18 protein-coding genes and 1 pseudogene are annotated in these 16,318 nt (G+C 63.4%); 8 read left to right on the top strand and 11 right to left on the bottom strand.

Going from position 1 to position 16,318, the window contains the following annotated elements:
• Nucleotide 1 precedes the first annotated feature (1 nt).
• A complete protein-coding gene (locus K8U54_RS20335) occupies nt 2-853 on the bottom strand; it encodes an STAS domain-containing protein (RefSeq protein WP_249907499.1) in 852 nt (283 codons plus the stop codon).
• A 340-nt stretch (nt 854-1,193) separates the two neighbouring features.
• Here K8U54_RS20335 and K8U54_RS25430 point away from each other — a divergent pair.
• Together K8U54_RS25430 and K8U54_RS25425 are read left to right on the top strand one after the other, a co-directional pair.
• Nucleotides 1,194-1,937: pseudogene (locus K8U54_RS25430) on the top strand (MCP four helix bundle domain-containing protein); the annotation flags it as partial.
• 63 nt (nt 1,938-2,000) lie between these two features.
• On the top strand, nt 2,001-2,840 hold the full coding sequence (locus K8U54_RS25425; protein WP_434060037.1) for a methyl-accepting chemotaxis protein: 840 nt from the start codon (nt 2,001-2,003) through the stop codon (nt 2,838-2,840).
• A 41-nt stretch (nt 2,841-2,881) separates the two neighbouring features.
• Here K8U54_RS25425 and K8U54_RS20325 read toward each other — a convergent pair whose 3' ends face one another.
• The 6 genes from K8U54_RS20325 to K8U54_RS20300 all read right to left on the bottom strand — a co-directional run bounded on the left by K8U54_RS20325 (nt 2,882) and on the right by K8U54_RS20300 (nt 7,552).
• On the bottom strand, nt 2,882-3,514 hold the full coding sequence (locus K8U54_RS20325; protein ID WP_249907497.1) for a cytochrome c oxidase assembly protein: 633 nt from the start codon (nt 3,512-3,514) through the stop codon (nt 2,882-2,884).
• 22 nt (nt 3,515-3,536) lie between these two features.
• Entirely contained in the window at nt 3,537-4,145 is a 609-nt protein-coding gene (locus K8U54_RS20320) for an SCO family protein (RefSeq protein WP_249907496.1), read from the bottom strand.
• 120 nt (nt 4,146-4,265) lie between these two features.
• The gene (locus tag K8U54_RS20315) at nt 4,266-4,814 is read right to left on the bottom strand and encodes a hypothetical protein (protein ID WP_249907495.1); all 549 of its coding nucleotides are present in this window, start codon (nt 4,812-4,814) and stop codon (nt 4,266-4,268) included.
• A 75-nt stretch (nt 4,815-4,889) separates the two neighbouring features.
• Nucleotides 4,890-5,399, bottom strand: a complete 510-nt coding sequence (locus tag K8U54_RS20310) for a ferritin-like domain-containing protein (protein ID WP_249907494.1) — start codon at nt 5,397-5,399, stop codon at nt 4,890-4,892.
• A gap of 298 nt (nt 5,400-5,697) precedes the next feature.
• Entirely contained in the window at nt 5,698-6,051 is a 354-nt protein-coding gene (locus K8U54_RS20305) for a DUF3509 domain-containing protein (RefSeq protein WP_249907493.1), read from the bottom strand.
• A 334-nt stretch (nt 6,052-6,385) separates the two neighbouring features.
• Entirely contained in the window at nt 6,386-7,552 is a 1,167-nt protein-coding gene (locus K8U54_RS20300) for a zinc-dependent alcohol dehydrogenase (protein ID WP_249907492.1), read from the bottom strand.
• A gap of 186 nt (nt 7,553-7,738) precedes the next feature.
• On the opposite strand from K8U54_RS20300, the gene K8U54_RS20295 reads away from it, so the two are divergent.
• The 3 genes from K8U54_RS20295 (at nt 7,739) to K8U54_RS20285 (ending at nt 12,293) form a co-directional block, all read left to right on the top strand.
• Nucleotides 7,739-8,776: a LacI family DNA-binding transcriptional regulator gene (locus K8U54_RS20295; RefSeq protein ID WP_249907491.1), complete on the top strand. Its 1,038-nt coding sequence runs from the start codon at nt 7,739-7,741 to the stop codon at nt 8,774-8,776.
• A gap of 298 nt (nt 8,777-9,074) precedes the next feature.
• Nucleotides 9,075-10,235 (top strand): L-talarate/galactarate dehydratase, encoded by a 1,161-nt coding sequence (locus K8U54_RS20290; protein WP_249907490.1) that lies wholly within the window; start codon nt 9,075-9,077, stop codon nt 10,233-10,235.
• A gap of 258 nt (nt 10,236-10,493) precedes the next feature.
• On the top strand, nt 10,494-12,293 hold the full coding sequence (locus K8U54_RS20285) for a methyl-accepting chemotaxis protein (protein ID WP_249907489.1): 1,800 nt from the start codon (nt 10,494-10,496) through the stop codon (nt 12,291-12,293).
• On the opposite strand, the gene K8U54_RS20280 is transcribed toward K8U54_RS20285, so the two are convergent.
• Both K8U54_RS20280 and K8U54_RS20275 read right to left on the bottom strand, forming a co-directional pair.
• Nucleotides 12,290-13,143 (bottom strand): IS5 family transposase gene (locus K8U54_RS20280; RefSeq protein WP_249906677.1). Its coding sequence is split into 2 segments (ribosomal slippage): nt 12,290-12,795 and nt 12,795-13,143, totalling 855 coding nucleotides; the frame shifts between segments, so codons are not numbered across the junction. The genes K8U54_RS20285 and K8U54_RS20280 overlap by 4 nt on opposite strands.
• A gap of 241 nt (nt 13,144-13,384) precedes the next feature.
• Nucleotides 13,385-13,726, bottom strand: coding sequence for a hypothetical protein (locus tag K8U54_RS20275; protein ID WP_249907488.1), 342 nt, complete (start codon nt 13,724-13,726; stop codon nt 13,385-13,387).
• A gap of 410 nt (nt 13,727-14,136) precedes the next feature.
• Here K8U54_RS20275 and K8U54_RS20270 point away from each other — a divergent pair, with 410 nt between their 5' ends.
• Both K8U54_RS20270 and K8U54_RS20265 read left to right on the top strand, forming a co-directional pair.
• Nucleotides 14,137-14,361, top strand: a complete 225-nt coding sequence (locus K8U54_RS20270) for a PLD nuclease N-terminal domain-containing protein (protein WP_070885356.1) — start codon at nt 14,137-14,139, stop codon at nt 14,359-14,361.
• An 82-nt stretch (nt 14,362-14,443) separates the two neighbouring features.
• Nucleotides 14,444-14,719, top strand: coding sequence for a DUF1652 domain-containing protein (locus tag K8U54_RS20265; protein ID WP_249907487.1), 276 nt, complete (start codon nt 14,444-14,446; stop codon nt 14,717-14,719).
• A 3-nt stretch (nt 14,720-14,722) separates the two neighbouring features.
• On the opposite strand, the gene K8U54_RS20260 is transcribed toward K8U54_RS20265, so the two are convergent.
• Nucleotides 14,723-15,160, bottom strand: a complete 438-nt coding sequence (locus tag K8U54_RS20260) for a hypothetical protein (protein WP_249907486.1) — start codon at nt 15,158-15,160, stop codon at nt 14,723-14,725.
• Between the two features lie 221 nt (nt 15,161-15,381).
• Between K8U54_RS20260 and K8U54_RS20255 the strand changes: the two genes are divergently transcribed.
• Entirely contained in the window at nt 15,382-15,600 is a 219-nt protein-coding gene (locus K8U54_RS20255; protein ID WP_249907485.1) for a hypothetical protein, read from the top strand.
• A 132-nt stretch (nt 15,601-15,732) separates the two neighbouring features.
• On the opposite strand, the gene K8U54_RS20250 is transcribed toward K8U54_RS20255, so the two are convergent.
• A complete protein-coding gene (locus tag K8U54_RS20250; RefSeq protein ID WP_249907484.1) occupies nt 15,733-16,284 on the bottom strand; it encodes an ATP-dependent Clp protease proteolytic subunit in 552 nt (183 codons plus the stop codon).
• Nucleotides 16,285-16,318 lie beyond the last annotated feature (34 nt).

The raw sequence follows: 16,318 nt of genomic DNA, 5'->3' as shown, positions 1-16,318 counted from the left end.
CTCACACCACTTTGTCGAGGCTGACGCCCTGGCGGCTCAGCGCCAGCTTCAGGGCGTCAGCCAGGTTGGCCTTGGTGCTCACGCCCTGCAGGTCGAGGCCCAGGTGCACGATGGTCTGGGCGATCTGCGGGCGAATGCCGCTGATGATGCAATCGGCGCCCATCAGGCGAATGGCGGTCACGGTCTTGAGCAGGTGCTGGGCGACCAGGGTGTCGACGGTCGGCACGCCGGTGATGTCGATGATGGCGATCTCCGAGCCGGTGTCGACGATGCGCTGCAACAGCGACTCCATCACCACCTGGGTGCGCTGGGAGTCCAGGGTACCGATCATCGGCAGGGCGAGGATGCCGTCCCACAGCTTGACCACCGGGGTGGACAGCTCCAGCAGTTCTTCCTGCTGGCGCTTGATCACCGCCTCGCGGGATTTCTGGAAGGTGCGGATGGTATGCATGCCCAGGCTGTCGAACAGCTCGGAGATATCCAGCAATTGCTGCGCCTGCGCCTCGGGCTGGTCGCGGTAGTGGCGCTGCAGCAGGGCGAACAGCGGGCCCTTGAGGGCGAAGATGAAGGCGGCGGTCTGGTGCGAGTCATGGCCGAGCAAGGCACGGCTGGCCGACAGGCGCTCGAGGAACTGGCGTACCTTCTCCCATCCCGGCGTGGCGATGTTCGAACCGTTGTCGCTTTCTAGCGCAGCCAGGGTCAATTGCAGGAACTCGCTGGTCTGCTGTTGCAGCTCCTGCTCCTTGAGATTGCGGGTCGAGCCACTGGCCTCCAGGCCTCTGCTCCATTCACCCAGCAATTGCGCCTGGTTGTTCTTGATCGCCTGGACGGTGCCGGTCTGCAGTGCTGCCATGAGCCAAAACTCCTAAACGGATACAGGCCGACCTTTTCGATCGGCTTGAAAAAGTGACAGTGAGGGGAGGCAATAGTTGGAGCAGGTTTTGGCCGCGAATAGTACGGGTAAATATGTCGCCTACAGAAGCGAAAAACGCCGCCAAAGTGACATCATTCGCAACCCGGCGGACCGGCGGCCTGGCCATGCTTTCCGGCACGCCGGGAAAAAATCCCACAGAGCCCTCTAACGCACAGTTTTCCAGGCCTGCGTACAACGCTGCGAATGATCGGAAATGATGGCGCAGTAATCACCAAGTGACCGTATACTGGCGCCACTCCAATGACATGGAAACCCACCCATGCGCCTCGACACACTGACACTCAAGACCCGTCTGATCATCGCAGTGGCCATCCCCTGCATCGCCCTGGTTCTGGTCGCCGTGACCAGCCTTACCAGCATGTCGAACATGCAGAAGGAGGCCAGCGCGCTCTATCTCAATACCTCCGCCCCCATGCGCGCGATGGCCGAGGCCGCCTCGCGCATCCCGCGCATGCGCGTCGGTATCGACATGATGCTGCTGCAGGACACCGCCCTGCGCGACGAGCGCGGGGTCAAGACCCGGGTGCAGGAGGCGCTCAACGAAGACATTCCCGGCATGCGCGAGGCCATGCGCCACGCCGTCGAGGCCCAGGTCAACCCGGAACGCCGTGCCCAGGCGCAGCGCCTGCTCGACCAGTTCGAGGCCATGGTGAGCGCGGAACTCATGCCGATGCTGCAGGCCCTCGACGCGGGCGACATGGCCCGCGCCCAGCAGATCTACCGCGACCAGTACGCCAAGAGCTACGGGGTGATGCGCCAGGGTGCCGGCGAACTGCTCGACACCCTGCTGCAGCAGGCCGAGCAGCAGAATCAGCGCAGCACCGACAACTATGAACAGGGCCGCCTGCAGCAGCTGACGATCATCGCCCTGGGCCTGCTGGTGTCCTTCGTCGCGTCCTGGCTGATCGTCGCCAACCTGCGGCGCCGGGTGTCCACCCTGCAGAGCAGCCTGGGCCATGCCGCCGACAACCTGGCGCTCAATTCGCGCATCGAACTCAGTGGCAGCGACGAGCTGAGCGACATCGCCCAGAGCTTCAACCGCTTTCTGGAAAAGGTGCACGGCATCATGCAGCAGCTGGCCGGCAACTCCCGCCAGCTCTCGGCCATGGCCCGCGACGTGGCCGACCGTGCACGCCTGACCCAGAGCAACTGCGTGGCCCAGAGCGACCGCACGGTGCAGGTGGCCACCGCCATCCACGAACTGGGCTCGACGGTCAACGAGATCGCCGGCAACGCCGAGAACGCCGCCCGGGTGGCCCGTGAAGCCACCGAGCATGCCAATGGCGGACGCGAGGTGGTGGACCAGGCCAACCGGCAGATCGATGCGCTCAGCGGTGAGCTGGAGCAGACCGCCAGCGTGGTTGGCGCCCTGGCCGGGCAGATCGAGGCGATCAGCGCCACCCTGGGCACCATTCGCAGCATTTCCGAGCAGACCAACCTGCTGGCTCTCAACGCCGCCATCGAAGCGGCCCGCGCCGGCGAACAGGGCCGCGGCTTTGCCGTGGTGGCCGATGAGGTACGCACCCTGGCCAGCCGCTCGGGCGCGTCCACCGAAGAAATCCAGAAGGTCATCGACCGCCTGCAGGCCGAGTCGCGCTCGGCGGTCGAGGCCATGGCCAAGGGCCGCCAGCAGAGCGAGCGGGTGGTCGAATACGCGGGCAAGGCCTCCGAGGCGCTGGCGCAGATCAATGGCCATATCGGCCAGATCAGCGACCAGAACATCCAGGTCGCCACGGCCACCGAGGAACAGTCCGCCGTGGTCGAAGAGATCAACCATAACGTCGAGCAGATCAACCAGTTCACCCAGGAAACCACCCAGATCGCCGATCAGTTGAACGACGCCAGCAGCAACCTGCAGAACCTGTCACGCCAGCTCGACGAGCTGGTCGGCAACTTCAAGCTCTAAGCCCCCGCCACCGCTGGCGCGATGCCGGCGGTGGCGCCGCGCTAAGCCTCTGCCTCGCGCCCCGGCGCCAGCAGGCGCGCGCCCAGCACCACTGCCCCGCCCAGATATGCCACGGCGCTCCAGGCTGCCATCAGGATGCCGCCGAAGCGCTGGTCGTCCAGCTGCTCGAAACCGAATGCGCCCAGGCACAGCTCGGCCGGATAGATCAGCCTGGGCGCCATGATCAGCACCACGCCCAGCATGGTCATGTGCACGAAGGTCAGGAAGAAACCGAACATGGCGGCCGCCAGCCCGCGGCGCACGTCGCTGGCGAAGCCCAGCAGCCAGACGCCGAGCCCCACGGCGAGAAAGCTGGCCTGCTGGGCGACGAAGGCCCAGACGCTGAGCGCCGCCGCTTCGTGCAGCGGTGGCGCGTGCCAGCCCCATACCACCAGCATTTCCGCGGCGAACACCAGACACAGTGCCGCACTGCTGTGGCGCAACCCGTCCACCCGCAGGCCGGCGCGGGCCAGGCCGATGGCCAGCAGCGGCGCAGCCAGCGCCACCACGCCCAGGTGCAAGAGCATATGCGCGGAAAAGGCCGTGCGACTCATCGCCGGCAAGGGCCCCAGCCAGCACCCGGCCAACACCAGCAGACCGAGTACCAATGGCCAGTTCCAAGCCACTCTGCCCACGGCAGCGCCCTCCCCGAGCCGCTCAGCCATCGGGTGAACGCCCCATCGCGCTCGCGATGTCCTGCACCGCATCAGCCGGCGCCCTCTGCAACGCGATCAGGCTGGCCAGCTCGCCGTCCGGGTTCATCAGGTACACCGCGCCGGTGTGGTCGAGCATATAGGTGTCGCCCATGGCCACCTTGCGCACGTACACACCATAAGCCTCGGCAACCTGCTGGATCTGCTCCGGGCTGCCGGTCAGGCCCAGGATGCGTTGGTCGAAGAAGGATGTGTAAGCGGCCAGCACCTCGGGCGTGTCGCGCTCGGGGTCGAGGCTGATGAACAGCGGCTGGAGCCGGGCGCTCTGCTCGCCGAGGCCGTCGAGCACCTTGGCGATCTGCACCAGGGTGGTCGGGCAGACATCGGCGCAGCGGGTAAAGCCGAAGAACACCAGCAGCCACTTTCCGTCGAAACTGCGCTGGCTCACCGAACGGCCATGCTGGTCACGCAGCTCGAACGGCCCGCCGATGGGCGTGCCCGCCTCGACGGCAGCGGCCACTGGCGTGCGCGCCGGCCAGAGCTGGTATGACAGCGGCAGCGCGGCGAGCAGCAGGACGATGATCACCGCGCTGGCGATCCAGGTGGGTTTCACGTGCGCGGCCTCCTCGCCCATTGCCGGCAGTGCCCCGGTGCCTGCCTCGAGTTAATGACCACGGGCGGTCGGCTGCCGTGCGATCTGTTAAAGGTAACCGCAGGTCTCAGGCGCGGCCGCTCAGACCTTGGCCGACGACGACAGCTGCAGCCAGACCGAGAACGCGCCCAGCCCGGCCCAGAAGATGGTGAACATCCAGGGTGAACGCAGCGAGAAGCGCAGGGACTTGAAATAACGGTCCTCCCTGGATTCGTGCTCGCTGAACAGCGGCGACTCGTCATAGGCATGGCCGAACTTCGGCTCGCTGCGTAGCAGCTGCTCCTGTTTGAAGTGCCAGTGGCCGATGATTGCCGCCGAGGCGCGGATGCCCGGCCAGGCGTTCAGCGAGCTGACGACGCCCAGCAGGGCCAGCAACGTGGGCACCACCAGGGTGAACAGGTCGCCCCAGTCCGGATTGGCATTGGCCATCGACGAGGCATAGGCGATGACCAGAAACGACTGCGCTGCCAGGTAGGCGTTGGTGCGGTCGGCCATCAGGTTGGTTTCGTACTGGATTTCCCGCCGGTAGAAATCCAGGCGCTCCTTGGGGGTGCCGAACATCAGCGAGTCGGATACTTCCGTGTTGTCTGCAGATGGATCGGGATCGGTGGAGGTGATGATTCTGGACACTGCTAAGGCTACCGGTGCGACGGGGAAAGAGAGAGCGCGGCGCCCTGCAACCGTGCTGCAGGGCGCCGCTGACCATTAACGCTTGGCTTCGGTATCCGGCGCTTCCGAGCGGGTCAGGAACGCATCGGTAAGCTCCGGCAGATGGTCCTTGATCCATTCGGCCATCGCTTCCTCCTGGGGCAGGATGGTTTCGCAGACCCGCTGGGTCTCGCGGTCGCCAACTGCCTTGGCGGTCGCGATCAGCACCGTGTAGGAGGCGATCTCGAGGTTCTCGAACACGTAGCCGCTCATGGCGCCCTTGATCACTTCATCGCTCATGACCGAACCGCCGACCGCCTGGCCGAAGGCGGTGAGCTTGCCAGCGATGTCCTTGAGCATCGAGGGCTTCTCGCCGAGGCGCTCCAGGCACCCTTCCAGCAGCTCGCGCTGGCCCTGGGTTTCCTCGATGTGTTGTTCGATACGGGTCTTGAGCTTGGGATAATGCTCGAGGCGCGATGCCTGCGCTTTCAACATCTGCTCGGCCTGCTGCTCCATCGCATGGGCATCGCGAAGCCAGCTCAACAGATTTTCGGTCTTGGTCGCCATGATCGTTCGCTCCTGGACTTGATGGGGGATTCATTATTGGGAACGGGGCGATGGCCGATACGTTCGCAATTAAGGACGAGCGGTTAATTGCAAGCGCGTGCAATTACCGAATGAGGATCGACGTCGGCAATGATTCGCTGGCAACTCCCTAATAAAATGACCAAGCGCTGCACAGCCCTCGAGCAACTTATACAAGTAGCCACTTATATATAGTTGTTTGTATAGATATCTGGGTATTACCGTCCGCAATCTCAAATAAAAAGCCCCGCGAAGTGCGGGGCTCGGAATCGACCAATGTTCAGGCAGTGGGGCGCTGACGGCGATCGAGGTTGCGGCGGGTCCACATCATCTTGGCTGCAGTCGGGCTCACCGGCGCCCCTGTGAAGGTGGGCAGCTGGCGGCGCACCCAGCGGGCACCGGCGCCCTTCCAGGAAATCTCGCCGCTGACCAGCTTCTGGTCGCGCTCGAGCTCGTGCGCCAGGGCACGCAGCTCGTGCTGATCGACCACCGTGTGGCGGTCGACAGCCCTACACAATTGAGTCGCGCCACCCTTGGCAACTGTCAGCAGAAATTTTCCATCCGGGCGCGGCGTCAGAGTGATCTCGTGATCGGGCAGCGCAGACGCAAGCACTTCAATGGCAACAGCAGTCATCGGAAAACTCCCTTGGTGAATGACGATTTAACGTCACTCGTTATTGCACACTACATGCCAATCCAGGGAAGTTGGTGAACGCCTGTAAACAGGGGACTTCGCACAACTCGAGCAAACTTCCATATTGCAAAGTGCAAGATGCAACTTCCGGGGTGCCGCATTTTGCATGCCATCAAAATACAACTACCCGCTTTTATCCACACTCATGGTTGCGGAGATTTCCGCCAGTTAATTTACAATGCTTACAAATTAATAATGGCTGCCTTATATAAGCAGCGAAGCCAATCGCTCACGGCAGGTCCGCCCATGGACGGCCCTGCCGTTGGCACCAGGTTCAAGGGCGCAGGATGACCTTGCGGCAATCGTCCTCCTGCTTGTCGAACAGGCGATAACCTTCGGCCGCATCGGACAGATTCATGCGATGGCTGATGATCACCTCCGGCTGCAGCACGCCACTCTGGATGCGCTCCAGCAGGTCAGGCAGCAGACCGTGCACATGGGTCTGGCCCATCTTGAAGGTCAGCCCCTTGTCGAAGGCATCGCCGAACAGGAACCCATGGATGAAGCCGGCGTATACGCCGGGTACGCTTACCGTGCCGCCACGGCGGACCGCAGCGATGCACTGGCGCAGCGCCTTGCCACTGCTGCCCTCGAGTTTGAGCTGGGTGAGCAGGGTTTCCGTGGCGCTGCCCTTGGCTTCGAAACCCACGGCATCGATGGCGGCATCCACACCGCGATAGCCTTCGGTCTGCTCGATGATCGCCTCGGCCGGGTCATCGACCTTGTCGAAATTGATCGGCACCACGCCATAGGTCGCCCGCGCATATTCGAGGCGGTACGGCTGGTTATCGACCATGAAGATCTGCCTGGCGCCGAGCATCCGCGCACAGGCGGCGGCCATCAGCCCGACCGGACCGGCGCCGTAGATGGCCACGCTGCTGCCCTCCTTCACGCCGCCATTGATCACCGCCTGGTAGCCGGTCGGCAGGATGTCGGTGAGAAACAGCACGCGTTCGTCGTCGAGTTCATCGGGAATCTTGAACGGGCCGGCGTTGGCCTTGGGCACCCGCACCAGCTCGGCCTGGCCGCCGGGCATGCCGCCATACAGGTGGCTGTAGCCGAACAGCGCGGCGCCGGAAGGAATCTGCTTCTTGTTGAGGATCGCGCCGCGGCCGTCGTTGGTGGTTTCGCAGGCGGCATGCAGGTTCATGTCGCAGAAGAAGCAGCTGCCGCAGGCGATCACGAACGGCACGATCACCCGGTCGCCCTTGCTTACCGCGGTGACGGCGCTGCCGACCTCCTCGACGATACCCATGAATTCGTGGCCGAACACGTCGCCGTGTTTCACCTGGGGGATCTTGCCGCGGTACAGGTGCAGATCCGAGCCGCAGATCGCGGTAGCGGTCACCCGCAGAATGATGTCGTCCGGCTCCTGGATGACGGGGTCGGGTACGTTGTCGACGCGTACGTCGTGACTGCCGTGGTAGGTCAATGCGCGCATGCTGCTCTCCAGAACGAGTGTTGGGTGCCTGTCCTAAAGTCCGAGAAAGCGCCGAGTCCTTTGGTTCAGCCCCAGGGATGAGTGGCCGCTTACGCTTGTGGGGCGCCACCTTGCGGCATGTCGAGGGCAAGCACGAGCCGCCGACTTGCTACTATCGCCCGCTGCCCACCCCGTGCGAGGACGCCCATGAGTGATGACCGCCCCACCCGCAAGCGCCCGAACCTGCCAGCTGGCAAGGCGCCGACCCTGGCAGACGTCGCCAAGGTCGCCGGGGTGTCGCCGATCACCGTGTCGCGCGCCCTCAACCAGCCGCAGATCGTGCGCGCCGAGCTGCGCGAAAAGGTCTTTCGCGCCGTGCAGCAGACCGGCTACCTGCCGGCGATGCTCACCGCGCCCGGCGCGCAGCGCAGCCGGCTGATTTCCCTGTTGGTGCCGACCGTGGCCAACTCGATCTTCGCCGACACCGTGCAGGCGCTGATCGACACCCTCACCGAAGCCGGCCACGAGACCCTGATCGGCCTGACCAACTACAGCGCCGAGCGCGAGGAACAGCTGCTCGACACCATTCTGCGCCGCCGTCCCGACGGCATCGTGCTGACCGGCACGCTGCACACCAGGGCCAGTCGTACGCGCCTGTCGCGCTCGGGCATCGCCATCGTCGAATCCTGGGACCTGGCGCCACGACCGCTGGACATGCTGGTGGGCTTTTGCCACGAAGCGGTCGGCGCGGCCATCGCCCGCTACCTCGCGGCCAAAGGCTACCGTCGCTTCGCCGTGGTGACCCTGGATGACCCACGCGGCCAGCGGCGCTGCGCCAGCCTGGAAGAGGAACTGGCCCGCCAGGGCATCGACGATGTGCCCCGGGTGGTGCTGCCGCCACCGGCGACGGTCGACCTGGGGCGCCAGGGGCTACGGCGCCTGCTGGCTGCCGGCGAGCGCCCCGAGGTGCTGGTCTGCAGCTCCGACACGCTGGCCCATGGCGTGCTGGCTGAAGCCGCCGAGCGCGGCATCCGCGTGCCGGACGATCTGGCCGTGATGGGTTTCGGCGACCTGAACATCGCCGCACACCTGCAGCCGTCGCTGTCCACCGTGCGTATCAACGGCGCCGAGATCGGCCTGCAGGCCGCCCGTGCCCTGCTGCAGCGCCTCGACCATCCTGATGAGGAACCGGTGAAAGTGCGCATCGATACCGGCTTCAGCATCGTCGAGCGGCAGAGCGCCTGAGGCGCCGAAATCCTCGACTTTGCTGTTTGGCCGATTGGTGGCAGAAGCGGCCGGTCGTCCTCGTGGGATGGACTGGTGATTATCTGTGGGAGCGGGCCATGCCCGCGAAAAATCACGGGCATGGACCAGGCGCCCCCGCCCGTTCCCACAGGTGAAGCAACGATGGCCGCTGCTGCCTTGAAGCCCTGAAGCCCTGCCCAGTCGCTTGAATGATTACCTAATCAGCCTAACGTCCGCCTTCACGCCAGGGCTTTCCGTCACCTGGCGCTCAACGAGAACGTCAAGCGAGGTAATCCGCGTGAGTGAACACACCCTCCCCCACGGCAGCGCCGACCAGGACCAGATCGCCTGGGTGCGCATCGCCTCGGTGTTTCTGCCCCTGGCCAACCCGATCAGCGATGCCAAGGTGCTGACCGGCCGGCAGAAGCCGATGACCGAGATCGCCCTGCTGTTCGTGGAGATCGAGAGCAAGGACGGCCATCGCGGCCTGGGCTTCAGCTACTCGAAACGCGCCGGCGCCGCCGGCCAGTTCGCCCATGCCCGGGAGATCGCCCCGGCGTTGCTCGGCGAAAACCCCAGCGACATCCAGAAACTCTGGACCAAGCTGTGCTGGGCGGGCGCCTCGGTGGGCCGCAGCGGTCTGTCGACCCAGGCCATCGGCGCCTTCGACGTGGCCCTGTGGGACCTGAAGGCCAGGCGCGCCAAGCTGTCCCTGGCCCGCCTGCTCGGCGCCCAGCGCGACTCGGTACGCTGCTACAACACCTCAGGGGGCTTCCTGCACACGCCACTGGACGAGCTGAAGGTCAATACCGACCTGTCCCGGGAGAAAGGCATCGGTGGCATCAAGCTGAAGGTCGGCCAGCCCGACGCAGCCCTCGACCTGCACCGCGTCAGCACCATTCGCCAGCACCTGGGCGATGACTTCCCGCTGATGGTCGATGCCAACCAGCAATGGGATCGCCCCACCGCCCAGCGCATGTGCCGGCGCTTCGAGGCGTTCAACCTGGTGTGGATCGAAGAGCCGCTGGACTGCTACGACGCCGAGGGCCACGCCGCCCTGGCCGGCGCATTCGACACGCCGATCGCCACCGGCGAGATGCTCACCAGCGTCGCCGAGCACGCCGAGTTCATCAAAACCCGTGGTGCCGATTACCTGATGCCCGATGCTCCGCGGGTGGGCGGCATCACCCCGTTCCTGAAGATCGCCGCCATGGCCGAACAGGCCGGGCTGATGCTCGCGCCGCACTTCGCCATGGAATTGCACGTGCACCTGGCCGCTACCTACCCCACCGAGCCCTGGGTGGAGCACTTCGAGTGGCTGGAGCCGCTGTTCAACGAACGCCTGGAAACCCGCGACGGCCGCATGCAGGTGCCGAACCGCCCTGGCCTGGGCCTTTCGCTCAGTGAACGGGTGGCCGGCTGGACGGCCCAGCAGGTGGAGTTCGGCAAGCGCGGCTGACGCCGTGCCCCGAGCGGAACAGCCATTACCGGCATGGCGCCGGTAATGGTCTTCACCCCAGGTGAATTGACGTCATTTTTTTGTATGCTGAACTCTTTAACCGTAACAGGCGAGGCACTACACTGCGCGCCCCTTGCGGGCTTTCCGCCAGAATCTCGCGTGCAACGTCGTCGAACCGGTGACTTTTTAATTAAAGGTTCTGACCGGCCGGTCGAAGTAATAAAAATTCCAAGGATATTCTCTGCCAGGAGCTGCGGCATGCAGTCGTTGAAGTCGCTGTACGATTCTATCGAGATGCACTTTTTCGATACCCTGACCAAGAAATTGTCCAGCCTGTTCCTGCTGGTGCTGGTCAGCGGTCTGCTGGTCTGGGTGGCCCTCAGCCTGCGCGCGGACATCGTGCAACTGCTGCACGGCGCGCAGCTCGACCCGGTGCTGCTCAGGCAGGTCGAAGACAAGCTCGACACCCTGGGCACCGCCCTGGCGCTGAGCGCGCTGTTCACCCTGGGCATGGTCAGCTTCATGGTCTGGTATTTCCGCCACCTGATCGTGCGCCCGGTCGACAACATGACCCGCGCCCTGGAGGAGATCGCCAGCGGCGAAGGCGACCTGTCCCGCGACCTGCCCCTGCTCACCCACGATGAAATCCGCACCCTGGCAAGCACCTGCAACCGTTTCCTGGCCAAGCAGCGCGAGATCATCAGCAACGTGCAGGCGCTGACCGTGCAGATCGCCGTCGAGTCCGCCCGCTCGCTGAAGAACATCAGCGACTCCAGCGACAGCGCCACCCACCAGGCGCGCTTCGCCAACGAAGTGATGAGCGAGAGCAACAGCGCCGTCGGCCGCATCGAAGAGGTATCGCAGCAGACCCAGGCGATCTCCGGCACCACCGCGCACAACCTGAGCATGGCCCAGGACTCCTACGCCGAACTGCTGGAAGTGACCGGCAACATCAGCGCCATTTCCACCAGCCTCAACGAATTCAGCACCCTGGTTTCGGCGCTCAACGAGCGATCTTCGAACATCAAGTCGGTGGTCGGGCTGATCCAGCAGATTTCCTCGCAGACCAACCTGCTGGCCCTCAACGCGGCCATCGAAGCGGCCCGTGCCGGGGAAAGCGGCCGTGGCTTCGCGGTGGTCGCCGACGAGGTTCGCACCCTGGCGCAGAACGTCAGCCGCGCCACCGGCGATATCTCGCAGAACATCGACGCCATGCTCAAGGAAGTCAGCACCACCCACGAGCAGACCGCGCGCATCAGCCAGAGCGCCCGGGAAACCCAGGTGGTGGTCGAGCGCGCCACGGGCCACTTCGAGACCATGATCAGTGATTTCGAATCCACCAACGGCAAGCTGGCGGAGATCGCCGAGCACATCCAGCAGGTCGCCGATGCCAATACCGGCATCAATGATCGCGTCACCCAGATCCATGCCGATAGCCAGGCCATCGACCAGCGCATGCAGCGTTCGGCCACCGCCACGCGCGACCTGTCCGCCGTGGCCGAACGGGTGCAGACGCTGCTGGGCCGCTTCGTGCTCGGCGAGGGTGAGCTCGATGCCGCCATCACCCGCGCCACCGGGTGCCGGGACGCCCTGCAGGCGCGCCTGGCGACGCTGCAGCGCGAAGGCGTCAACCTGTTCGACCAGAACTACAAGCTGATTCCCAACACCGATCCGAAGCAGTACCTGACCGGCTACACCGAGCGCTTCGCGCAGATCTGCCAGGAAGAGATCGACCGCCTGACCAAGGGCACCCCTGGGGGCATCGTGACCTTTATCGTCGACACCAAGGGCTACTGCCCGGTGAACAACAGCTGGGTATCCAAGGCACCGACGGGCGATCGCGCCGTCGACCTGCCGGTGTGCCGCAACAAGCGCATGTTCTCCGACCCGGTGGGCCTGCGCGCGGCGAGCAACACCCAGCGCTTCCTGCTGCAGACTTACCTGCGTGACACCGGCGAGATCATGACCGAGATCGACGTGCCGTTCTTCTTCGAAGGCCGCCACTGGGGCAACATGCGCATGGGCTTCGATGCCTCGCGGCTGCTGGGCAAATCCTAGGTTTTGTACGAAAAGTACTGACGCATGCAACGCAGGCTGCAGGCCAGCGTGACCATGGCTGAAAAGCTTCTCGCCAGCTTGTCGTAGCGAGTACCTATTCTGCGGTTCTCTTTCAGCCAGCCAAACATCCGCTCAATGATGTTCCGCTGCCGATACTTTGGACGATCAAAGAGTCGGGGCAGGCCAGGCCGAGGCTTGCGGGGCATGGCACGCAGCGGGATCACCGGCTGTATTCGGTAGCGGTCGCAGTAATGGCGCAAGTGTTGCGCGTCATAGCCTTTGTCAGCCAGTAACCAGCGACTGCGTTTGCGTGGACGCCCCGGCTTACCGGGAATTCGCACCTGATCCAGCAACGGCTGGGCATGAGCGATATCGCTGGTTTGCCCCGGCGAAAGAATGAAGCGTAATGGAACACCATTGGCGTCACAGATCATGTGAATCTTGGTAGTAAGGCCGCCTCGACTACGCCCCAAAGCATGATCTAGCGGTTCTTCAGGCCCCCTTTTTTCCCGGCGCCTGAAGAGGCTCGGGTTGCACGTATCGCAGTGGAATCGATCATCCAGGTGTCCAGATCAATCAGTCCCTCCCGGTTTAATCGGATGTGCAAGCGCTCCAGTATCCGGTCGAACGTACCGTCGTCGCGCCAGTCACGAAAACGCTGATACACCGTCGACCAAGGCCCAAAGCGTTCCGGCAGATCACGCCAGGCAGCGCCCGAGCAGAGGATCCACAGGATTGCGTGGAGTACCAGACGATCATCACTGCGTGGGCGACCCATCTTCTGCTCTGGAGAAACCAGATCCTTGATCAATTCCCACGATGCGTCGGTGAGTTCGTAACGCTTTGCCATGCGGGCCTCCAGCCAATCATGGCGGCAATTTTACCCGTACCGACTTTTCGTACAAAACCTAGGTTCGGCTGGCAGCTGCAGTTCGTGGGGCGGACCCAGGAGCGCAGCGAACGGTCCGCCAGCGCCTGACATCACGGCAACGCCCTGCGGCTTCACGAGTACGCGCCACGGGGCTGACCAGCACTCACGGCCCACGAAAAAGCCCCGCTGATGCGGGGCTTTTCCTATGGGCGCACCGCGCTCAATGCACGGCGTCCAGATTGCGGCGCGACCACATCAGCTTGGCAGCGGTGGGATTCACCGGGGCGCCGGTAAAGGTCGGCAGCTTGCGCGACACCCACTGTGCCCCGCTGCCCTTCCAGTTCACTTCGCCACTGACCAGCTTGCGATCACGCAAGATCTCACGCTCCAGGGCGCGAGCGCCGTCCTCGGTATCCACGGCCATCTTGTCGACCGCCTTGAGGAAGATGGCCTCCCCTTCCTTGCTGATGCTCAGCAGGTACATGCCATCCGGGCGCGGTGTGATGGAAATCGTATGGTCCGGTAGTGCGATGCTCAGTTGGTCGAGAGTGGCAGTGTTCATCGGATGATCCTTTTATGGCGTAGCAGGCAGATATTCATTGGATGCCCCCGGATAAGTGCATCACATATGCCAACTTCGCAATTGGAGAAAATCACCCGGTTTTACTGAACATCGTGCCGCTTACGCTTGTGCAAACTTCTTGCACTTTGCATGAACGCTTTTTATTGCACGGGCATCGTGCACGCCTCATTAAACGTTCGTATCCATTCAATTGCAAAAGGCCACCATGGCCGACCATCTTTTCAGGCGAACTTAATTACGCCCCGTTATTTCGAAATAAAACAGAGCCTGTGCCCTGTACCGCCTCGGGACATTTGGCAATCGATGGCCAGAGGGCCAATGCCGTCCATGTCCCATCCACTCTCGCGAACCCTGTTTCCGGGGCTCGCCGCAACGACAGGAGATCTGCCATGAGCGATCCTTCCATGCTTTTCTGGCTTGGCGCATTCGTCGTTATCGCCTTCGTTGATCTGGTCACCATCATGAACCTGTGGCGCAGCGAAAAGAGCCAGAACACTCGGCTGCTGTGGGCACTGGTCATCGTGTTGTTGCCGGTAATCGGTTTGATCATTTGGGGGTTCGCAGGCCCACGGGGCATGCCGAAACCGCCAACTTCACCCGAGCAAAGCAAATAATTAGAACCCTTATTAAATTGACAAGCGCGTCTGGGCCGACACTAATAGCCACTACAAAGGAGTAATACCGAGAGCACTAACTGTGGCAAAGATTAAATTCCTGGACGCCGCTAAGTTGCTGTACAACTATTTCCAGCCACTTGTTGTACAGGTGTCATTGGAGTCACCGACCCGAATGGTCGTGCGACTATCGGAAACGGATTCAACCACCTCCTTCGAAGTTCGCGACATCCCCTGCAGGACATCGCTGACTCCGATGGAGGTTTTCGCCATCATCGAGCAGATCGAAGAGCGTATTCACCGCGAAAAGCCCGAGCTGTTCAAACGCCATTGCGTGAACAAGTTGCGGCTGCCCTGAGGCTCAAGCCTGGGGCTCGCGTTGACGATCCTGGTAGACGGCATCGAGCAGCACCACCAGCTCGGCTGCCGAAGGCACGGTACGACCCCCCAGCTCGTCCTGCACCGAAGCCGCCACGCTCCTGGTGACGAGCCCGAAGCGGTTCAACGCATCGGTCAGCGCCTGATCGTCCAGCCCCTGCTGGTTGAGGACACGCATCAGGCTGTCCCAGACGTCACGCAGATCGGGCTGATGATCACGGCCATCGGGCCAGGGGTGGCCCACTCGCGGCTCGGGGCGCATTTCCGCCACGGTCACCTCCCCCTCGTAGGCGCACACCGAGCCGCCCTTTTCGGCGACCCGCGCATCACGCGAGGCACGGTTCCAGGCGGCCTGCGCCAATGCTGGCGAGGTGGTCGTGCACTGCAGCTCGTCATCGAGGTAAATCCTGAATTCGCCCATGTCGTTCTTCTCCACATGATTGTCGACTGTCGCTGCATTCGATTCGGCCGGCGGCAAGGGATTCAGGTTTTCTAACGCTCGCAAGCCGCGAAACCTGCACGTTTGAAGCATCCGGATACAAGCATCGATTGTGCGAACTCAACGGCCGGTCAGGGCCTCGTAACTATCAAGGGCTGCCTGATCGGCCCCTCTGACCATCCAGCCAAAAAAGGAAAGCGCCCATGAGCCAGACGCCAATCAACCCGACGCCACCCAACAGCCCGGCCAAGGACGTGGAAGGTGACAACGTCAACGTGGTGAAGAAGGAAAATCAACGCCCCGGGGAGAAGACCGAAGCCGTGGACCGGGCGATCACCCCGACCTCGATAAAGACCAAGGAGCAGGAAGCGGAAAAGATCAAGCAGGCGTCGGAACAGGCCCGTCAGAAGCTCGACGAATAAGCCCGGCGGCTCGGGCTCCCTGCACGTGCAGGGAGCCACGGGCTGCGGCTCGTAGCGCGGGTAACCCCGCGCTCCCGGCACCATCGCTGTCGATCCACGCCAGGGCGGCGCCTTCAGGCGACCGCGAGGCGGCTAGGAATGCACCACCCACTGTCCCGCGTCCGCCTTGGCCGTCAGGCAATCCACCGCGTCGATCAGCCCGGCGCCCAGGGCCTGTTCGGCATCGACGATACGCGGCGACGCGGTCAGGCAGGCAACTATGTCCAGCGGCTCGCGCGCGCCTGCGGTGCGCTCTTCGACGATGCGCCGGTACAGGTGCATGTCGTAGTCCAGGCTCATGGCGTACTCGGCCATGCGCGCGTGGTCTACAGAACCGTTGAGCGTCCAGTGGAAGGGGTGGAACAGGAACTTGCTGTAGGCGCAGGCGGTGCGCCGCTGCCCGGCGAGGAAAATGATGTTGCCCATCGACTCGACGGTGCCCAGGTTATGGGTATGCACCGGTACGGGCAGGGAAATCAGGAAGTTGTACAGGGAAAAACCGTAGCTGCACTCGCCGCCCATGGTGGCGATCTTCAGGACGATTTCGCTGGCGCCCTGCTGCAGCGCCTTGGTGCAGCTGTCGATCAACTGGCCGCAGGTGTGGGAGTTGATCGGGGCGGTGAAGTGAACGACGTGAAGGGTCATGGCGCGCACCTTTGTCCGAGATGGGCGAAATGGC

This window comes from Pseudomonas fulva, assembly GCF_023517795.1.
Classification (GTDB): Bacteria; Pseudomonadota; Gammaproteobacteria; order Pseudomonadales; family Pseudomonadaceae; genus Aquipseudomonas; species Aquipseudomonas fulva_D.
Note: the sequence above shows the minus strand (reverse complement) of the source record. Positions and strands in the feature narration are given on the sequence as shown.